This is a genomic window from Streptomyces noursei, assembly GCF_016917755.1.
Classification (GTDB): domain Bacteria; phylum Actinomycetota; class Actinomycetes; order Streptomycetales; family Streptomycetaceae; genus Streptomyces; species Streptomyces yunnanensis.
Map to the genome: position 1 here is coordinate 8,510,899 of NZ_CP070326.1, position 19,386 is coordinate 8,530,284.

17 protein-coding genes and 3 pseudogenes are annotated in these 19,386 nt (G+C 73.2%); 2 read left to right on the forward strand and 18 right to left on the reverse strand.

Annotated elements, in window-relative coordinates:
* Positions 1–17: 17 nt before the first annotated feature.
* Both JNO44_RS36935 and JNO44_RS36940 read right to left on the reverse strand, forming a co-directional pair.
* A complete protein-coding gene (locus JNO44_RS36935) occupies positions 18–1,574 on the reverse strand; it encodes an APC family permease (protein ID WP_235096197.1) in 1,557 nt (518 codons plus the stop codon).
* A 180-nt stretch (positions 1,575–1,754) separates the two neighbouring features.
* Complete coding sequence (locus JNO44_RS36940; RefSeq protein WP_205368395.1) at positions 1,755–2,495, reverse strand: ArsR/SmtB family transcription factor; 741 nt, start codon at positions 2,493–2,495, stop codon at positions 1,755–1,757.
* Positions 2,496–2,651: 156 nt separating this feature from the next.
* Here JNO44_RS36940 and JNO44_RS36945 point away from each other — a divergent pair, with 156 nt between their 5' ends.
* Complete coding sequence (locus JNO44_RS36945; protein WP_205368396.1) at positions 2,652–4,043, forward strand: MFS transporter; 1,392 nt, start codon at positions 2,652–2,654, stop codon at positions 4,041–4,043.
* A gap of 39 nt (positions 4,044–4,082) precedes the next feature.
* Here JNO44_RS36945 and JNO44_RS36950 read toward each other — a convergent pair whose 3' ends face one another.
* Positions 4,083–4,337: a hypothetical protein gene (locus JNO44_RS36950; RefSeq protein WP_205368397.1), complete on the reverse strand. Its 255-nt coding sequence runs from the start codon at positions 4,335–4,337 to the stop codon at positions 4,083–4,085.
* Between the two features lie 129 nt (positions 4,338–4,466).
* The gene (locus JNO44_RS36955) at positions 4,467–4,700 is read right to left on the reverse strand and encodes an acyl-CoA carboxylase subunit epsilon (RefSeq protein WP_073445497.1); all 234 of its coding nucleotides are present in this window, start codon (positions 4,698–4,700) and stop codon (positions 4,467–4,469) included.
* 195 nt (positions 4,701–4,895) lie between these two features.
* On the opposite strand from JNO44_RS36955, the gene JNO44_RS36960 reads away from it, so the two are divergent.
* Entirely contained in the window at positions 4,896–6,179 is a 1,284-nt protein-coding gene (locus JNO44_RS36960; protein WP_205368398.1) for a Dyp-type peroxidase, read from the forward strand.
* A gap of 31 nt (positions 6,180–6,210) precedes the next feature.
* On the opposite strand, the pseudogene JNO44_RS36965 reads toward JNO44_RS36960, so the two are convergent.
* The 14 genes and pseudogenes from JNO44_RS36965 to JNO44_RS37020 all read right to left on the reverse strand — a co-directional run.
* Positions 6,211–6,510: pseudogene (locus JNO44_RS36965) on the reverse strand (chitinase); the annotation flags it as partial.
* Positions 6,511–6,638: 128 nt separating this feature from the next.
* On the reverse strand, positions 6,639–8,066 hold the full coding sequence (gene ltrA, locus JNO44_RS36970; RefSeq protein WP_205368399.1) for a group II intron reverse transcriptase/maturase: 1,428 nt from the start codon (positions 8,064–8,066) through the stop codon (positions 6,639–6,641).
* Between the two features lie 610 nt (positions 8,067–8,676).
* Positions 8,677–9,135, reverse strand: a pseudogene (locus tag JNO44_RS36975) (chitinase); the annotation flags it as partial.
* A gap of 224 nt (positions 9,136–9,359) precedes the next feature.
* Positions 9,360–9,551 (reverse strand): annotated as a pseudogene (locus JNO44_RS44080) (pyrroloquinoline quinone biosynthesis protein PqqE); the annotation flags it as partial.
* Positions 9,552–9,924: 373 nt separating this feature from the next.
* Positions 9,925–11,094, reverse strand: a complete 1,170-nt coding sequence (locus JNO44_RS36980; RefSeq protein WP_205368400.1) for a lipase family protein — start codon at positions 11,092–11,094, stop codon at positions 9,925–9,927.
* Between the two features lie 83 nt (positions 11,095–11,177).
* On the reverse strand, positions 11,178–12,260 hold the full coding sequence (locus tag JNO44_RS36985) for an AraC family transcriptional regulator (protein WP_205368401.1): 1,083 nt from the start codon (positions 12,258–12,260) through the stop codon (positions 11,178–11,180).
* Between the two features lie 102 nt (positions 12,261–12,362).
* Complete coding sequence (gene hypE, locus JNO44_RS36990; protein WP_275695784.1) at positions 12,363–13,469, reverse strand: hydrogenase expression/formation protein HypE; 1,107 nt, start codon at positions 13,467–13,469, stop codon at positions 12,363–12,365.
* Entirely contained in the window at positions 13,462–14,586 is a 1,125-nt protein-coding gene (gene hypD, locus JNO44_RS36995; protein ID WP_205368402.1) for a hydrogenase formation protein HypD, read from the reverse strand. The genes hypE and hypD overlap by 8 nt, the downstream gene beginning before the upstream one ends.
* Positions 14,583–14,882: a HypC/HybG/HupF family hydrogenase formation chaperone gene (locus JNO44_RS37000; protein ID WP_205368403.1), complete on the reverse strand. Its 300-nt coding sequence runs from the start codon at positions 14,880–14,882 to the stop codon at positions 14,583–14,585. The genes hypD and JNO44_RS37000 overlap by 4 nt, the downstream gene beginning before the upstream one ends.
* Before the next feature lie 47 nt (positions 14,883–14,929).
* A complete protein-coding gene (hypF, locus tag JNO44_RS37005; protein ID WP_205368404.1) occupies positions 14,930–17,440 on the reverse strand; it encodes a carbamoyltransferase HypF in 2,511 nt (836 codons plus the stop codon).
* A complete protein-coding gene (gene hypB, locus JNO44_RS37010) occupies positions 17,437–18,195 on the reverse strand; it encodes a hydrogenase nickel incorporation protein HypB (protein ID WP_205368405.1) in 759 nt (252 codons plus the stop codon). Before hypB ends, hypF begins: the two co-directional genes overlap by 4 nt.
* A gap of 4 nt (positions 18,196–18,199) precedes the next feature.
* Positions 18,200–18,580, reverse strand: coding sequence for a hydrogenase maturation nickel metallochaperone HypA/HybF (locus JNO44_RS37015; RefSeq protein ID WP_205368406.1), 381 nt, complete (start codon positions 18,578–18,580; stop codon positions 18,200–18,202).
* 145 nt (positions 18,581–18,725) lie between these two features.
* A complete protein-coding gene (locus JNO44_RS45335; RefSeq protein ID WP_420882715.1) occupies positions 18,726–18,827 on the reverse strand; it encodes a DUF6893 family small protein in 102 nt (33 codons plus the stop codon).
* The gene (locus tag JNO44_RS37020; RefSeq protein ID WP_235095272.1) at positions 18,821–19,381 is read right to left on the reverse strand and encodes a hydrogenase maturation protease; all 561 of its coding nucleotides are present in this window, start codon (positions 19,379–19,381) and stop codon (positions 18,821–18,823) included. The genes JNO44_RS45335 and JNO44_RS37020 overlap by 7 nt, the downstream gene beginning before the upstream one ends.
* Positions 19,382–19,386: the final 5 nt, after the last annotated feature.

Below are 19,386 nucleotides of genomic sequence, written 5' to 3' on the forward strand. Positions count from 1 at the left end.
CCCGGGGCGCGGCGGGCTCAGCCGGCCGGCTGCGGGGCCGCGGTCAGCTGGCCGACGCCGGACCGCACCGCCCAGAAGAAGACCGCCAGCGCGGCGGCGGCCACGGCGAGCGAGTCGTAGGGGGCGGGCAGGTGCCCGGAGCCCTTGAAGGTGCCCAGCCAGGACAGCACGGTGAGCCCGACGAGGTAGACCACCAGCCAGGCGCCGATGCGGAGTTCGGCCCCCAGCGAGCGGCGCGGCCCGGCGCCGTCGTCCTCGATGACCCGCGCGCCGGGCCGCCGCATCCACAGGAAGAGCAGCACTCCGGCGAGGACCAGCGGCAGCGCCAGCCGGAGGTGCTGCCACCCCGACCAGTAGACGAACTCGCTGGCCACCACGAAGCTCAGCGGGGCGATCCAGCGCAGTCCCGGCACCCAGCCGGCGGTGCCGCCGGGCCCGGTGCGGAAGACCGCGACGGCGACCGCGGAGGCGGCGTAGATCAGCAGGTACATGTCGCCCATCACGCTGACGATGTCCTGCCAGCCACCGAACGGCAGCAGGAACAGCACGATGACGACGAGGTTGATGACCAGTGCCCGGCGCGGCATGCCGGAACCCTCGTCGACCTTCATGAAGTAGCGGGGAATGGTGCCGTTCTTGGCCAGCGCGTAGGTGTGCCGGGCGTCGATCGCCACGCCGACGTAGGCCGAACCGCCGGGCGAGAGCACCGCGTCGGCGTAGAGCAGGCTGGAGAGCCAGTGCAGGTTGAGGATCAGGGCCAGTTGACCGAAGGGGGAGTCGAAGGAGACGCCCTTCCAGCCGCCGCCGAGGAGGTGTTCGGGGACGGTGAACAGGTAGGCGACCTGGAGCGCGAGGTACATCAGCAGCGCCAGGCCGATGCCGGCGAGGACGGCCCAGGGGAGGGTGCGGCGGGGCTTGCGGGTCTCGCCGGAGAAGTCCAGCGGCGCCTGGAAGCCGTTGACGGAGTAGACGATGCCGCCGCCGGCCAGCGCGGTCAGGCAGGCGACGTAGCCGTACGGGGCGAATCCGCCGTGGTCGGTCAGGCGCCCGGAGTGCCAGCCGGAGGCGATCAGGGCGAGCACGGTGGCGATCGGTACGGCGATCTTGAAGATCGAGACCAGGGTGTTGAGCCGGGCGAACAGCTTGACCGCGAACCAGTTCAGCGCGGTCAACAGCACGCTCAGCCCACAGGCCAGGGCCAGCCCGGCGAGGGTGAGGGTGTGGCCGTTGTAGAGGCCGGGGAGGTAGTGCGCGGTGTACTGCATGATCGCGCTGATCTCGGCGGCGGTCCCGCCGACCGACAGCAGCACCGACCAGCCGACGAGGGTGCCGACCAGCCGGCCGTTGGCGAACAGCGGCCAGCGGACGGTGCCGCCGCCCTCCGGCCGGGAGGCACCCAGCTCGATCATGACCAGGGCGACCAGTCCGCACAGCAGGCCCGCTCCGACCCAGGACAGCAGCGCGGCCGGTCCGGCGGTCTGGGCGGCGTACATGGCCGCGAACAGCCAGCCGGAGCCGACGATGTTGGAGAAGCCGATGCCGGTCAGCCCCCAGAAGCCCAGGTCCCGCCGCAACCGGCGTTCCTGTGCCTGCACTTCGGGCGCTGCGCCCCCGCCGAGCTCGCCCGATACCTGACGTTCCGCCACGGAACGGCCTCCTCGCCTCGCGATCTGCGCTGGTCAGGACCCTACTCGACATGTTCGCGCCAGAGGGAGGCCGAATGTTGCGGCAGTGTGAAGCGTGTGGCGACGGCGTCAGACGAGCTGCTCGGGGGTGAGGCCGAAGGTCTCGCCGAACCCCCGGCGCCCGGCGTCGGTGAGCCGGACGACCCGCCGGTACCGACCGTTGCGCAGCCAGTCCAGCGCGAACAGCCGGGCGGTTACCGCGCCGCCGACCGCGCCGGCGAGGTGGTGGCGCCGCTCGCCCCAGTCGACGCAGTAGCGGACCGCCGAGCGGCGGCGCGGCAGGTGCTCCAACTCCACGCCGAGCGCGGTCAGTCGGCTGCGGCCGTGGGGCGTCAGGAGGTAGCGGACCGGTGCCTGGGCCGCCTCGGTGCGCTCCTCCTGGAGGATGCCGTCCGCCAGCAGGGCCGCCATCAGCGCGACGCCGAGGCGACCCGCCAGATGGTCGTAGCACAGGCGGGCGCGCAGCAGGGCCCGGGCGCGGGTGTCGTCGTTCAAGGAGTGCACCGGCAGCGGCCGGGCGATCAGGGCGAGCTGTTCCAGGGCGCGGGCGACGTCGGGTGTGGCAAGCCGGTAGTAGCGGTGCCGGCCGTCGAGTTCGACGGTGAGCAGCCGTGCCGCACGGAGCCTGGCCAGATGGCCGCTGATGGTGGAGTTGCTCACCCCGGCCTCGGCGGCCAGGGCGCTGGCGGGCAGCGCACCGCCGCCGGCGAGGGCCAGCAGCACCTTGGCCCGGGAGGGGTCGCCGATCGCGGCGGCGACCTCGGCCACATCGGTCTCGGTGCGGGCTTCGAGCTGCGTCCGGGCGTCCATACCGCGACCGTACGGCGCGAACGCTTCGCCAACCAGCGAAACGTTCTCGCGCGCGGAAACGGACGGGCGGACGGCTTGACCGCCGTGCGCACCACCCCGCCCCGTGGCCAGAACGTTTCGCCGGGGGCCGCAACGATCCGGCCCGACACTGACCGCATGACGACGATCAACACCTCCGCCCCGGCCCCGGCTCGCACCGGCCGCGCCTCGCCGCTCCCCCTGGTGGCCGTGTGCCTGGGCTACTTCCTGGTCATCCTCGACGTCACCGTGGTGACCGTGGCACTGCCGGACCTGGACCGTGCACTGGGCGCCGGGGTGACCGGGCTGCAGTGGACGGTGGACGGCTACACCCTGGTGTTCGCCGGGCTGCTGCTGTTCTGCGGCGGGCTGGCCGACCGGTTCGGCGGGCGGACGGTGTTCCTGGCGGGGCTGGCGGTGTTCGCGGCGGCCTCGGCCGGGTGCGCGCTCGCCCCGTCGGTCGCGGTGCTGGTCGCGGCCCGGCTGGTGCAGGGCGTCGGCGCGGCACTGCTGGTGCCCGCGTCGCTGGCGCTGCTGCGGGCCGCTTATCCGGAACCGGCCGCGCGGGCCCGGGCGTTCGGCGTCTGGGGCGCGATCGCCGGAATGGCCGCCGGGGCCGGGCCGGTGCTCGGCGGGGTGCTGGTCGCCTCGTTCGGCTGGCGCGCGGTGTTCCTGGTGAACCTGCCGGCCACGCTGGTCGCCCTCGTGCTGACGATTCGTCACATACCGCGCTCCCCCGCCGGACCACGCCGCGGCGGCCTGGACGTTCCGGCCCAGACCGCCGCGGCGGTGAGCGTCGCCGCACTGGCCGCGGGCTGCATCGAGGCCGGCGCCCCGGGGCACCCGCGCGCCGTCGTCCTCGGCGCGTTCGCCGTCGCGGTGCTGGGCCTCGCCGCGTTCGTGTTCCTGGAACGCCGCGCGCCGGCGCCGATGCTGCCGCTCGCCCTCTTCCGCGGCCGGGCCTTCACCGCCGCCACGCTCGTCGGCGTCCTGCTCAACACCGGCTTCTACGGGCTGCTGTTCCTCGCCCCGCTCTACTTCGAGCGGGTCCAGCACTACAGCACGCTGCGCACCGGCTTCGCGCTGCTGCCGGCCGTCGGCCTGTTGGCGGTCGGCTCCGCGCTGGGCGGGCGCCTGACCGCCCGCACGGGGCCGCGGCCTCCGATGGTGGCGGGCCTGGTCATCGGGGCGGCGGGCCTGGCCGGCTGGCTGTGCGCGGGACCAGGTACGCCCTATGCGGCGCTGGTCGGCCCGATGGCCGCGGCCGGTTTCGGGACCGCGCTGACCATGCCGTCCGCCACCGCGGCGGTGATGGAGTCCGCCCCCGGCGAACGGGGCGGCGCCGCGGCCGCGGTGTTCAACGCCGCCCGCCAGTTGGGCAGCGTCCTCGGTGTGGCGGTCTTCGGCACGCTGACCGCCGGCGGGTTGATGCCGGGGTTGCACACCGCGGCCATGGTGGGCGCCGCCGGGTTCCTGGTCGCGGCCCTGCTCACGGCACGCTGGGCACCCGGCACGGCCCGCGCGGCCTAGGTCGTGCCCCCGCGCGCCCGCGTCGCGCCCCCGCCGTCCTTACCCGAAGGCGATCAGTCCGACGGCCACCACCGCGACCGCCACCGCCCCGACGACGAACGCGAGGATCACCTTGCGCTGCCAGGGCGCCAGCCAGCCGCCTCGCAGGGCGCCGCCCATCCGCCCGTACTGCTCGATCCGCCCCATCGGCGTGAGCGGCTCGGTCGCGCCCTGCGGCATCCCGCTGGTCCAGTCGGGGCCGGCCTGCGGATAGCGGCGGCGCCAGCTCTCGTCCTCCCGCCACGGCAACGTCATGCGTCTGCTCCTCACGGTCGTTCCCGACGGCCGCCTGCCCGTGATCCGCGTCGGCACACCCGCGTCCGGGGCGGAATCCGCCCGGGACGTCCCGCCCGTCGCGCGAGGGCGCCCTTCCGGCCCCGGTGCTCACCCGCAGACCCAGCAGCCCGCCCAGCACGCGGAGCGGACCTGGTGGTTGCGCAACTGCGGCCCGGTGAGCGCGTCGGGCCGGTGCTCGGCGCCCTGGCCCTCGGCGAGCGCGCGGGCCAGGGCGAGCCGACTGCACACGATGACGGTGAGCGCGGCCAGCTCCTCGGGATCGGCGCGGCCCCGGACGATGCGCAGCGGCACCTCGGCGGACTCCTCGGGCGGACGGGTCATACCGCCGACGCTAGGAGCGGGTGGCGGCGGCGGCCCGGCGGCCTGCGCCGTTCGGCGGCCGGGCCGCCTCCGCAGGCGTGATTTCGATGGGCCCGGCCGTGTTGTTCCCGGCCGCCGCCGGGCGGGCGGCGAGGATCGCGCGCAAATAGGGGCACGCACACCGGCGGCGGATGCCGCAGTGGGGAAGGCTGGGCGATGAGATCTGAGCGGACCGGCGACGAGCAGGGCCCGGCGCAGGACGGCGGGCGCCGGGGGTTCCTCAAGTACGCGGCGGGGATCGCCGGGGTGGCGGCCGGCGCCGGGCTGGGCGGCGGCACGGCGGCGGCCGTCCCGGCGGGCCGGACGTCGGCGGAGGGCTCCCCCGACCCGTCGGGCGACGGCCGTCAGCTGCCGCCCGACCGGGTGCCGTTCCACGGCCACCACCAGGCCGGCATCATCACCCCGCAGCAGCTCTTCGCCGGGTTCGCGGCGTTCGACGTGCTGGTGCAGAACCGGGCGGACCTGGCGCGGCTGCTGCAGAGGCTGACCGACCACTCCCGGGTGCTGTCCGCCGGGGTGAAGCCGAAGGACGAGCGGACGGCGTCGGAGCCGCAGACCCCGGACTCGCTGACCGTCACGGTCGGCCTCGGGGCGTCCCTCTTCGACGACCGGTTCGGGCTGGCCGGGCACAAGCCGCGGCACCTGAAGGCGATGCCGTCCTTCCCCAACGACCGGCTGGAGCCGGCGCGCTGCCACGGCGACCTCTCGGTCCAGGTCTGTGCGGAGCACCCGGACGCGATCGTGCACGTGCTGCGCGAACTGAGCCGGGCGACCCACGGCATGCTCCGGCCGCGCTGGCGGATGGACGCGTTCCTGAACCCGTCCCGGCCCTCGGGGTCGCCGCGGAACTTCCTCGGCTTCAAGGACGGCATCGTCAACCCCGACACCGGGTCGGCACAGGAGCTGGACGACCTGATCTGGGTGACGCCGCCGTGCGGCGAGCCGGACTGGGCCGAGGGCGGCAGCTATCAGGTGCTGCGGCTGATCCGCTTCCACTCCGAGTCCTGGGACGAGGTGCCGGTGCGGCGCCAGGAGGAGATCTTCGGACGGCACAAGGCGAGCGGTGCGCCGCTGGGAGGTACCAGGGAGGACGAAGCACCGGACTACCGCAACGACCCGGACGGCCGGACCGTCCCGCTCGACTCGCACATCCGCCTGGCCAACCCGCGCACCCGACGCACCGACAAGTCCCGCTTCCTGCGCCGGAGTTACAACTACAACCAGGGGTACGACCGGCACGGGCAGGTGGACCTGGGCCTGGTCTTCTGCGGCTACCAGCAGAACGTGCAGCGGCAGTTCGCCACCGTGCAGCACCGGCTGCGGCACGAACCGCTGTCCCGCTTCATCACCCCGGAGGGCGGCGGCTACTTCTTCGTGCCGCCCGGGGTGCGGGACGAGGAGGACTGGTTCGGCGCCCGGCTGATGCGGGACACCCACTGACGAGGCGGGTGTCCCGGCGGCGGAGCGCCGGTCAGCAGCTGAGGCGGTCGCCCGGCACGGTGCCGAGGATCTGCACGAAGCGCGTGTAGTTGTCGATCCGGTTCTGCACCTGGCCGGGGTTGCCGCCGTTGCACTCCAGCGAGCCGTTGATGCTGCGGATGGTCTCGCCGAAGCCGGCGCCGGTGACCATGGCGTTGTGCGCGGTCATGGTGCCCGGTCCGTTCTGGGTGTTCCAGTACCACAGCGCGGTCCGCCAGGCGACGGCGGCGTCCCGCTCGACGAGGTACGGGTTGTTCAGCAGGTCGATGCCCAACGCGTCGCCCGCGGCCTTGTTGGGTCGATCCGGGGCGCTCTGCCAGCGTTGCCGCTGGTGAGTTTCCCCGGACCGCCCGCCGAACCCGGCGTGCCCGTCTCCGAGCACCGGGCTCTCCACAAGTCCCATCTGAGTGATCTCCAATCTCATGCTGCGACCGTCCAAGGGGTCGGGATGCTGTAGCCGCGGAACCGGTACCGAGTCGTGGTGACTTCGGCGGCCTGGTACAGCTGTCCTCTCTCCGAGGCGGGCACCCACCCGCCGCTGCAATACATGCGGCGGAACCCACGGAGCCGCATACCTTTGTGTTTCCGTCGCGCCCAGATGAAGACCCTCGTCCACGTGTAGTGGCCGAGATACTGGAACGTCGACTTGGACACTCCGGGGCGGAAGTAGGCGGTCCATCCCCGCAACACCGGGTTGAGCTGGTGCAGCAGGGCGGCCATGGACAAGTGCGTACTCTTGCGGCAGATCTTCTTCACCTTCTCCTTGACGGCCATAAGGGCCTTCTTGGAGGGGTAGTTGTAGACATGCCGCTTATCTGTTCCCCGCTTGGGGTGGCGCTGGATGTGCCACCCGAGGAAGTCAAATCCTTCGTCGATGTGCGTGATGAACGTCTTCTCCTCCGACAGGGTCAATCCCATCGGCGTAAGAACCGAGGCGACCTCGTTGCGCACGGCCTCCGCGTTATCGCGGGTACCTGAGACAAGCACCAGAAAATCGTCCGCGTACCGGATGAGCCGGTAGTTTCCGAGTCCTCGGTACTTGCGTTTCGCGCGTTCACTTCGGGTCGAGTTCGGGCCCCCGGGCATACTGGCTACATGTTCATCCAGTACTGAGAGGGCGATGTTCGCCAGCAGTGGCGAAAGAATTCCTCCTTGCGGAGTGCCTGTGTTGGTGTCTCGTACCCGACCGTCCTGCGAGAGGATGCCGGATTTGAGGAATGCCTTCACTAGGTCCAGGGCGCGCTTGTCCTTGATCCGATTCCGCACTCGGTCCATCAGGGCCGTGTGGGAGATCTCGTCAAAGCACGCCTTGATGTCGCCCTCAACCACCCACTCGTAGTGCTTGGTGGTCAACAGGCGCGTCTCAGCGAGCGCATCGTGTGCCCTGCGATTCGGACGGAACCCGTAGGAGCACGGGAGGAAATCCGCTTCGAAAATAGGCTCCAACACTAGCTTCAGGGCTGCTTGGGCCACTCTGTCCGCCACGGTCGGGATGCCCAGCCGGCGCTTCTTGCCATTCGCCTTCGGGATCATCCGTTCGCGTACCGGAACAGGCCGGAAGCTGAAGTCCTTCAGTTGCGACCGCAGCTTGTCGAGGAAAGCCTCGACCCCTTGCCCGTCCTCGATGGAGCGAACCGTCTTGCCGTCCACTCCCGCCGTACGGGCGCCCCTGTTGCCCTGTACCCGATCCCACGAAACCAAAAGGAAGGCGGGGTCGGTCACAAGGTTGTACAGATCGTCGAACTTGCGATGAGAATCATCGATTGCCCATTGGTGCAGCTTGGCCTGGATCTCCAGTACCCGGCGTTCGGCCTTCATCAAGGCCCACTCCAGTGCGTCGGTGTTCACCGTCGACCTCCTGGCATTCCAGCATCCGTACTGCTGACTTGCTGGCCCCCTTCGCCATGTACGCGCCTTTCGCGCGCTCGGACTACTACGGGGCCTCCGTCCCACGCTGTGACCGTCAGCCGACAACGAGCCTTTCCACTCTCTGAGTTGGATGCCCAGGCGAATGGAGAGCCACAGGTGGTTCCCACGTTCACTACGAAACCGATTGGCCAGTTAGGTGTCCGGCTATATCCCGACAGCATCGCCGTACCTACGCCGCAGACATTCGGCACGGCCTCCCCACCGATGAAAACAGTCGGCTTCGGAGTTGCCCCCTCCAACCACATAGAGACGGCACACACTGCAACACGGCCCATATCCACCAGATTTGAGCCGCTGGAACTCTTACGAGACGTCTGACACCGGTTCACTCTCGTTACACCTTCTGACCTCGCTTGCCCGACCCGCGGCATCTGGTAGTTCTGCCGTGTCCGGGCTTTGTCAGGACTGCTTACCGCCCTCCCCGGCATTCCCCGGATCGGGCTGTCCTCAGCTTCTGCCGGGCGGCTGCGACCGCCCGACGGCCGGGGTCTTACACCCCAGCTCGGTTAAGTAGCGCCTCGTGGCGCGCGTAGTTGAAGTTCCAGCTGAGCTGGAGCGGTCCGCGTCCGTAGTAGGCGGCTTGGCCGGCCGGACACCCGTACGGCTGGGTGGCGTCGCAGTAGTGCGGGTAGTTGCCGGTGTTCTGCTCCACCACGTAGACCAGGCCCCCGGTCTCGTGGCCGACGTTCGCCAGGAAGGCGGCGGCCTCCTGGCGTTTGACGGTGTCGCTCCCGGTGTTCGCGAACTCCGGGTAGGAGCTCAGCGCGGCGACCAGCCCGCTGTAGGTGTAGAACGGATTCCGGTTCGGGAACATCTGGTTGAACTGCGCCTCGCTGACGACGAATCCCTCGGCTCGGGTGTCCGCACCAGCCGGGGCGACGCAGGAAGGACAGCCCGCCGAGGCCACCGCCGGCGAGGCGGGCGCGACGAGGGCGAGGCCCACGGCCATGCTGGTGGCGCTTAACAGGGCGGCGAGGCGGGTCTTCATGGCGGTGACTCCTTCGCGCGGCCGGACCCCGCGGGCGAGAAGGGTGGGGGGGCGACCACTGTGGGGGGGCAAGTACCGTGCGGAACCGGCTCGTTGACGCATGAGCAGGCAGGTCGGCGACTGCGACCGGGGGGGCGATCCGCGGTCTAGACCAGGTCACCCTACGGGCGGTCGCGCGAGCATGTCCATACCACTGCGGCGACGGCCGGCGGTCCGCCCCGGGCTCACTCCGCCGCGCCCCCTCCGCCGGTCACCGGAGCCCGCCGGGCCGGCCTCCGCGGGCGGCCGAGCCGGGCAGGGTCGCGCAAGGGAGCCGCCTCCACCAGCTCCCGGACGAGGCCGTGGTCCGGAGAGAGACGACAGGCGGGATCGGTGGCGGCGGCGTCGCCGGTGAACGCGAACGCCTGGCAGCGGCAGCACCGCGGAACGCCGCAAGGGAGCGGAGGGAACGGCAGATGGCGGTCCGTGCGTCAACGGCACCGTGGGCGCCAGCGGTTGCCGGGTCGTCGGCCACGGTGCGTGGTGGTGTCCGGTGTGGCTGTGCAGATTGCAGAATCCTCAGCCGGGGCGGCACGGTCCAGGGCGGCGCGGAAAATCGATCCGACCTGTGGACGCCTCACACAGCCATCCGGACGCCCCGGTGACCAACGCTCCGCCAGCCCACCCCCGGTGGCCGACCACCGCCCACGCGGATGACAACGGATGCGGCGCACCCGGTTCGAAGATGGCGTTCCGGACCAACCTGTACGAGGCCGTGCCCGCTCGCCCGTGCGATCAACGCCCCACACCTCACGGGCAGTTGCCGGGTGCCGGTCGGTCCGCGAAGCGGTCGGCGAGCCAGTCGGCGGCCGGCGCGGCGCCGACGATCGCGCCGAGCACGTGCTCACCGAGCGGTATCGAGGTCCACTGGACGCGGGCGCCCCGGGCGCACCAGTCGGCCCGCAGCCGCTTGCCGACGGCGTACGGGATCAGCTCGTCGGCGGTGCCGTGGTAGAGGTACACGGGCGCGTCCGGGGCCCGGGTGCCGAGCGTGGACTCGCGCAGCCGGGCCTGCCAGTCCGGCTGGTCCAGCGGGTTGCGGACGGTCACGTCGGAGATCCTCTTGAAGAGCCCGGCGGCGACGTCGGCGACGACGCAGTTCTCGCGCAGGAAGGCGACATAGCGCCGGCCCCGGTCGTTGAGGTACTTCGCCAGGTCCAGCTCGGGGAAGGCGGCGTTCTGGCCGATGGCGGCCATCAGGATCAGCCCGGCGCCGACGTTGCCGTTGTTGGCGTCCGCGACCTTGCGCAGGTCGGCCGGGACGCCGCCGGTCGCGGTGCCCTTGACCTTGAGTTCGGGCGCGTAGGCCCGGTGCAGCTCGGCGGCCCAGCTGGTGGCCTGGCCGCCCTGGGAGTAGCCCATGATGCCGACCGGGGAGTCCTGGGTGACGCCGGCGGCGGCCGCTTCGGGGAGCCGCTCGGCGGCCCGGGCGGCGTCCAGGACGGCCTGCCCCTCGGCGCGCCCAACGGTGTAGGTGTGGTCGCCGGGGGTGCCCAGACCCTCGTAGTCGGTGACCGCGACCGCCCAGCCGCGGGCGGTGAGTTGCTGGATGAGGTTGGCCTCCATGGTGGTGCCCTTGGGGAAGCCGGCCGAGGGGGCGCAGGAGTCGCCGAGGCCGACGGTGCCGACGGCGTAGGTGACGAGCGGGCGCGGGCCCGTGCGGCCGTCGTCGGGCACGATCACGGTGCCGGAGACGGTGTTGGGGGTGCCCTTGGCGGAGGTGGAGCGGTAGGTGAGGTGCCAGGCGCGGGTACCGGTCGGCTGGCCGGGCAGCGGATGGAACGCGGTGGGGGTGGCGGTGACGATGTCGCCGGGGCGGCCGGCCGCGGTCCGCGGCGGGTCCGCGGCGGCGGCGCCGACGGTGCCGAGCGACAGGGCCAGCGCTGCGGCGGTGCCCAGGGCGGTGGCGCGACGGTGCATGCGGCTCTCCCAACTGTCCTGTGGACCGGGGTGGTTGGGCCGACCGTAGTGAGCTGCGCAGGGGCGGGCGCTGACCGGAACGCTCAGCTTTGCTGGCCGCGCGGGACGGACGGGCCGGACGGCGGGGCCTCGCCGAGCCGCGGGGTGCCGCCGGCCAGTCGGTACGCGCCGGGGGTGGTGCCGGTCCAGCGGCGGAAAGCGCGGTGGAAGGCGGTGTCCTCGGAGAAGCCGATCCGGGCCGCGAGTGCGGCGATCGGCTCCCGCCCGTCGGTCAGCGCGGTGAGCGCGGCGTCCCGGCGCACCGTGTCCTTCAGCCGTTGGTACGAAGTGCCCTCGGCACGCAGCCGGCGCCGCAGCGTCGCCGGGCTGACCGCCAGCCGGGCCGCGATCTCGCCGGCCTCCGGCAGCCGCGCCGGCGCCGGGGACCGCAGCGCCTGGGCGAGGCTGCGGCGCACCTGCTCGGCGACGGTGGTGCCGTAGTCGCGGCGGCCCAGCAGGTCGGCCGGTGCCCGCCGCAGCAGGGCGGCCAGCGCCGGCTGGTCCCGGACGACCGGCGCGGTGAGCCAGTGGGCGTCCCAGCCGGCCGCGGTGTACGGGGCGCCGAAGCGGACCGGGCAGCCGAACAGGGCCGGGTACTCGTCGGCGTGCGCGGGGGCCGGGTGGGCGAACTGGGCCCAGTGCAGCGGGATCCGACGCCCGATCAGCCAGCCGGCGAGCCGGTGCCAGATGAGCAGCAGGCAGGCGGCGAGGAAGGCGGCCTCGTCGTGCCGGTGCAGTGCGCTGCGGACGGTGAGGACGGCCGGCCCGTCGTCCGGGCGGAGCGCCACGGCCAGGTCGGGGCCGCCGGGGAAGAGCCGGTAGAAGCGCGTGGCCCGGTCCAGGGCGGAACCGAGGTCCGGGCAGCCCAGGCAGGCGTGGCACATCATCGCGAACGTGCCGCGGCGGCTGGGGACCGGGCCCAGGCCCAGGAACTCGTCGTCGGTGGCCTGGTGCAGGGCCCGGATCAGGCGGGTGAACTGTTCCGCGGTGACCCGGGCCCGGTCGTCGGCGAGCAGCAGCGGCGGAATCCCGGCGCCCTGGAGCAACGGGGCGGTGTCGATCCCGAGCCGCCGCGCCCCGCCCAGCGCCGCCCGTACGTGGTGCACCGCGATCGTCAACCCGCTCATGGCCGCACCGTAGCGGTGGCGGGCGCAGAGGTCAGCGGTCGTGACGCCGCCGGTCGGCGGGGGCGGGCGCGGGCGGCCCCGCCGAGCGGTGCGACCGCCGGCTCAGCAGATCCGCGGCAGCTGCTCCCCCAGGGGCAGGTCCACCACCCGCGTGCCACCGAGCGGGGTGCGGGCCACCACCATGCCGGGGTGGGCGGCGACCGCCTCGCCGATCACCGCGGCGCCGGCGCCCAAGGGGTGGGCGCGCATCGCGTCCAGCACGGCGTCGGCGTGCTCACGGGGGACGAACGCCACCAGCTTGCCCTCGTTGGCGACGTACATCGGGTCGAGGCCGAGGATGGCGCAGGCGTTGGCGACGGCCGGGGGGACGGGGACGGCGCGCTCGTCGATGACCACGCCGGTGGCGGAGGCGGTGGCGATCTCGTTGAGCGCGGCGGCCAGTCCACCTCGGGTGGGGTCGCGCAGCACGTGCAGTTCGGGGGTGACCGCGAGCATCGTCTGGACGAGCCCGCCGAGGGCCGCGCAGTCGCTCTCGATCTCCACGCCGAACTCCAGGCCCTCGCGGACGCTCATGATGGCCACGCCGTGCACGCCGATGTCGCCGCTGACGATCACCACGTCGCCGGGCACCACCCGCTGCGGCCGCAGATCGACGCCGGGCGGGATCACCCCGATGCCGGCGGTGTTGAGGTAGACCCCGTCGCCGCGGCCGGCCTCGACGACCTTGGTGTCGCCGGTGGCCACCTCCACGCCGGCGGCCCGGGCCGCGGCGCCCATCGCGTCGGCGACCCCGGCGACCACCGGCATCTCCACGCCCTCCTCCAGGATGAAACCGCAGGAGAGGTAGGCGGCCCGGGCCCCGCTCATGGCGAGGTCGTTGACGGTGCCGTTGACCGCGAGGTCGCCGATGCAGCCGCCGGGGAAGAACAGCGGGCGGACGACGTAGGAGTCGGTGGAGAAGGCCAGGCGCTGTCCGCCGAGCGCGAAGACCGCGGAGTCGCCGAGCTGGGCGAGGAGTTCACCGCCGAAGGCGGGCACGAAGATCTGCTGGACGAGTTCGGCGGAGAGCGCCCCGCCCCCGCCGTGCCCCATCACGACACGCGGGGTCTCGCGCAGCGGGGCGGGGCAGGTCCAGCCGGTGATGTCGACGGTGGGCAGGTCGCGGGGGCCCTGCGCGGTGGTGGGGGTCTGCGAGGTGGTGTCAGACAACGGGGGTCGCCTCCAAGGGGGTCGGCGTGCTGCCGAGCCGGCGGTACAGGTAGTAGGCGGCGCAGGCGCCCTCGCTGGAGACCATGGTGGCGCCGAGCGGGGTGCGCGGGGTGCAGGTGGTGCCGAACGCCTGGCACTCGTGGGGTTTGATCAGCCCCTGCAGGACCTCGCCGCTGCGGCAGGCGGCGGGCTCGCGGGTGGTGATGCCCCCGACCGAGAAGCGGTGTTCGGCGTCGTGGTCGCGGTAGCGGTCGGAGAGCCGCCAGCCGCTGGCGGGGATGGTGCCGATGCCGCGCCAGCTGCGGTCGGTGACCTCGAAGACGTCGGCCAGCATGGCCCGGGCGGCCGGGTTGCCGTCGGGGCGGACGGCGCGCGGATAGGCGTTGTCCACGGTGTGCTCGCCGCGTTCCAGCTGGCGGACGGTGCGACGGATGCCCTCCAGGATGTCCAGCGGTTCAAAGCCGGTGACGACGATCGGCACCCGGAAGCGGTCGGCCAGTGCGGGGTACTCGTCGGTGCCCATCACGCTGCACACATGGCCGGCGGCCAGGAATCCCTGGACCCGGCAGCTCGACGAGGTCATGATCGCCTCGATCGCGGGCGGCACCCGGACGTGCGAGACCAGCATGCTGAAGTTGCGGATGCCCAGCTTGCGGGCCTGATAGACCGTCATGGCATTGGGCGGGGCGGTGGTCTCGAAGCCGATGCCGAAGAACACCACCTCGCGGTGCGGGTTCTGTTGGGCGATCTTCAGGGCGTCGAGCGGCGAGTAGACCACGCGGACGTCGCCGCCCTCGCCGCGTACCCGGAACAGGTCGCGGTCGGTGCCCGGGACGCGGAGCATGTCGCCGAACGAGCAGAAGATCACCTCGGGGCGGGCGGCGATCTCCAGCGCCTGGTCGATGACCGCCAGCGGGGTGACGCATACCGGGCAGCCCGGCCCGTGGATCAACTCGACCTCTTCGGGGAGAAGTTGGTCGATGCCGTGCCGGATGATGGTGTGCGTCTGGCCGCCGCAGACCTCCATCAGCGCCCAGGGCCGGGTCACCGTGGCGCGGATCTCGCCGAGCAGCCGCCGGGCCAGCTCCGGGTTCTGGAACTCGTCGAGGTACTTCACTTCCGCGCCTCCTGTGCCTGGATCGCTTCCCGGGCGGCCGCCGCTTCCCACGGGTCGCCGAACTCCTCCTGGAGCAGGCCGAGTTCCTCGAAGAGCTCCAGGGTCCGCCGGGCCGACTCCTCGTCGAGGCGCTGCAGCGCGAAGCCCACATGGACGATCGCGTAGTCGCCGACCACGAGGTCCGGCACGTATTCCAGGCACACCTCCTTGACCACCCCGCCGAAGTCGACGGTGGCCATCCGGGTGCCGTCCCGTTCCTCGATCTCCATCACTTTGCCGGGCACCGCCAGGCACATGGCTCCTCCTCGTCGTACGGGTGCGGGTGCGGGGACATACAGGGGGGCTAGGCGCCGCGCCGCCAGGCCGCGACCAGCAGTTGACCGAGCGCCAGTCCGCCGTCGTTGGGCGGGACCAGGCGGTGCCGCAGCACGGTGAAACCGTCCTGGCGCAGCATCCGGGCGGCGGTCTCGGCGAGCAGGGTGTTGACGAACACCCCGCCGGTCAGTGCCACGGTCGACAGGCCGGTGCGCTCCCTGGCCAGTCCGCAGCAGCGCCGGACCAGCCGGGCGACCGCGGCGTGGAAGCGGGCCGCGACCGGCGCCGGGCCGGTGCCGGCCCGCACGTCCTCGATGACCGCGGCGAGCACGGGGGCGGGGTCGGCGACCAGCGCCGCGCCTCCGTCGCCCGGGGTGCCGGTGCGCAGCCCGAAGGTGTAGCCCGGGCCGCGGTCGTCGCCGGCGGCGCGGGCGGCGGCCTCCAGTGCGGCGGCGGCCTGCGCCTCGTAGCCGGCGTGGTGGCAGATCCCGGCGAGCGAGGAGACCGCGTCGAAGAGCCGGCCCATGCTGGAGGTCGGCGCGCAGTTGAGGTTGCGCTCCAACTGGCGTGCCAGCAGCTGGAGTTCGTCGGGCGGGCAGGCGGCGACCGGCGGCAGGTCGGGGGTCCAGGGGAGGCCCGCGGCGTGCAGATGGGCGAGGGCCATCCGGTAGGGCCGGCGGACGGCGCCGTCGCCGCCGGGCTGCGGGACGTAGCCGAGCTGGGCGAAGCGGCGGTATCCGGCGTAGTCGGCGAGGAGGACCTCGCCGCCCCAGACCGCACCGTCGTCGCCGTAGCCGGTGCCGTCGAAAGCGACGCCGATCACCGGCCGGCTGCCGTCCAGGCCGTGTTCGGCCATGGTGGAGGCGATGTGCGCGTGGTGGTGCTGGACCCGGACCAGGGGACGACCGCGGGTGTGCCGGTGGGCCCACTGGCCGGTGCGGTAGCCGGGGTGCCGGTCGGTGGCCAGCAGCCGGGGCCGGACCCCGGTGAGGGTCGCCAGGTGCTCGGCGGCCCGCTCGAACGCCAGCTGGGTGGCGAGGTCGTCCATGTCGCCGATGTGCGCGGACAGCCAGGCCCGGTGCCCCTCCCCCAGGCACAGCACGGTCTTCAGGTCACCGCCGGTGGCCAGCGCGGGCCGGACCGGCACCGGCAGCGGCACCGGGTACGGGGCGCAGCCGCGCGAGCGCCGGACGTACAGCGGTGCGCCGTCGCTGATCCGGACCACCGAGTCGTCGCACGGGACCTGGATCGCCCGGTCGTGGGCCAGCCAGGCATCGGCCAGGTGCGTCAGCCGCACCAGGGCGTCCGCGTCGTCCGTGACGAGCGGGTCGCCGGAGACGTTGCCGCTGGTCATCACCAGCAGCCGGGGCCCCTGGGGGTCGCCGGGCAGGCCGAACAGCAGGTGGTGCAGTGGGGTGTAGGGGAGCATCAGCCCCAGGTCGGGGCAGCCGGGGGCGACGTGGTCGGAGACCGCCGGGGCTCCCGGCGCGGGCCCACCGGGCCGCCGGCGCAGCAGCACGATCGGCCGCACCGACCCGGTGAGCAGCGCCCGCTCCTCCGTACCGAGCTCCACCAGCCCTTCCACATCAGCGAGTTGACGGGCCATCAGGGCGAAAGGCTTGTCGCCTCGGGCCTTCCGCCGACGCAGCTCGGCCACCGCGCGGTCGTCCTGGGCGTCGCACACCAGGTGGTAGCCGCCCAGGCCCTTGACGGCGACGATCGCGCCCTCGGCGAGCAGCCGCCGGGCGCCGGCCACCGGGTCGCCGGGCAGCGGACGCGGCGGGCCGGCGGGCCCGTCCGGGCCGTGGGCCAGCAGCCGCAGCCGGGGCCCGCAGTCATGGCAGGCGACCGGCTGGGCGTGGAACCGCCGGTCGGCCGGGTCCGCGTACTCGGCCGCGCAGCGCGGGCACATCGGGAAGTCGGCCATCGTGGTCTGCGCCCGGTCGTAGGGCAGCGCGCGGACGATGGTGAAGCGCGGCCCGCAGTGCGTGCAGGTGACGAAGGGGTGCCGGTAGCGGCGGTCGGCGGGGTCGGTCAGTTCGGCCAGGCAGGCGTCACAGGTGGCGGCGTCCGGCGCGACCAGGGTGCGGGCCGGGCCACCGGTGCGGGAGGGGAGGATGGTGAAGCCGGTGCCGCCGGTGACCTCGATGTCCTGGCCGTCCACCGCCTCCACGACCGCCAGCGGCGGCGCCTCGGCGCGCAGCCGCGCACCGAACCGGTGCAGCACGCCCGGCGGGCCCTCGACCTCGGCGACGACTCCTTCGCCGGTGTTGCTGACGTGACCGGCCAGCCCCAGCTCGGTGGCGAGGCCGTGCACGAACGGGCGGAAGCCGACGCCCTGGACGATGCCGCGCACGATGATCCGGTGGCGGGCGGGGGCGGCCCCGAGGGCCTCGGCACGGCGTACCCTGCCCACCGCTCCCGCGCGGGGGGCCTCCCCCGCGCCCGGGGACGCCCGCTCGTCGAGGGACGTCGACGGCTCGGGGGAGGCTGCGGGAGCGTGGGGAGCGGTGCCGGCACCGGGCCGCCCGACGGTCATGAGCGGCTCGACCCCACGGTGTCGCGGTGGCCGACCCGGTCCGCCGACGCGTCGTGCGCATGGTGGGACTGACGGGTCATCACCGGGATGTGCGCCGGCCCGCCCTCCCGCGCCGCCAGGGCCCGGTCCAGCAGCACCCCGACGCCCTCGCCGGCGCGCACCGAGGTGCGGACGACCTCGGCGCCGGGGTTGACCCGTTCCACGTTGGCCCGGAACGCCGCCTCGTCGAAGTCCACCGCCGCGGCGATGTCGGTCTTGGTGATCAGGACCAGGTGGGCCAGCCCGAAGGCGGTGGGGTACTTCAGCGGCTTGTCCTCGCCCTCGGTCACCGAGGCGAGTACCACCCGCAGGGTCTCCCCCAGGTCGTAGGAGGCGGGGCAGACGAGGTTGCCGACGTTCTCGACGAACAGCAGCCGGGTCCCGGCGGGGAGCCAGCCGTCCAGGTGCCCGCCGAGCATCTCGGCCTCCAGGTGGCACAACCCGTCGGTGAGCACCTGTTTGACGGGGACTCCGGAGCGGGCCAGCCGCACCGCGTCGTTCTCGGTGGCCAGGTCGGCGGTGAGCGCCGCGACCGGCACCCCGCGTTCCCGCGCCCGCGTCAACTCCCGTTCCAGCAGGGCGGTCTTGCCGCTGCCTGGGCTGGAGAGCAGATTGACGACCGCGGTGCCGCGGCCGGCCAGTTCCTCGCGCAGGGTGTGCGCACAGGCGTCGTTCTTGGCGAGCACCGCCTGCTGCAGATCAAGGACACGGCACATGGGATCAGCGCTCCTCGTGCGTCGGTGTGGGTACCGGGGCGTCGTGCCAGCTGACGTCGGTGATCCGCAGTTCGCGGCCGGAGAGCAGCTCCACACGGGCCCCGCCGCACCCGGGGCAGCTCAGGCGCGGCGGCATGCCGGCCGGCCAGGTCCGGTCGCAGGCGGCGCAGCGGGCGCGGGCCGCGATCGGTTCGGTGATCAGCTCGGCGCCGGCCAGGACCGTGCCCTCGCAGGCAAGCTGGAAGGAGAACGCCAGGGCGTCGGGGACCACGCCGGCCAGTTCGCCGATCTGGAGCCGGACGCTGCTGACCGCGGTCGCGCCGGCGGGCCGTACCGCGCTCTCCACCTGGTCGATGACCGCCAGCGCGATGGACATCTCGTGCATCGGTCCGTCTCTTTCGGGTGTGACGACCGGTTGCCGCTGGCTTCATTAGACGGCGCGGCACCGGGGCGTTCGGGGTGCCTCGCCGGGGCGGCGCGGCGGCATACACCGTTCGGTGCAGCGCGCCCGCCGCCGGTGGGGGCCCGCGTCACATGGCGCGCATCCGCATATAGCGCTTGAGGTCGGGCAGGTTGCGCAGGGCGAGCGCGAGGGCGGCGGCCAGGGCGCCGCCGAGGGCGAGCTTCAGCATGGTGTCGTGTTCCTCTCACTGGTGGCGGTCGGGGCGCCGGTGGGGGCCGGCGCCGGCTCCTGCGCGCCGACCAGCCGCAGCACGAGCCGGACGGCCTCGTCGACGGCGGCGGCGACGGGGGTGCTCAGGCCGATTCCTTCTTCGGTGTCGGCGGGTTCGCAGCCGACGACCAGGACGCGTTCCGGGCGCCGGGCGCCGGTGCCCGCGCTGAGCGTGTCGAGCAGCGCCAGGACGGCGTCGGGCGTCATGTGGTGGGCGTCGAGCGGGGTGTTCTCCGGGCGGGCGGCGGCGTCGGCGGGATCGGTGGCGTCCAGGAGGTAGAGCGAACCGGGCGCGCCGCCGCGCGCCGCGGCGTCCACCAGCAGCACCGTCCGGTAGTCGTCCAGCATCCGGTAGGCGAGGTGGACGCCGCGGACGCCGGCGTCCACCAGTTCCACTCCGTCGGGGAGGGTGTGCGCACCGAGCGCGCGGACGGTCTCGACGCCGAAGCCGTCGTCGCCGAGGAAGATGTTGCCGACGCCCGCAATCAGGGTGCGGCCGGGTGGGAGGGGCACAGTGC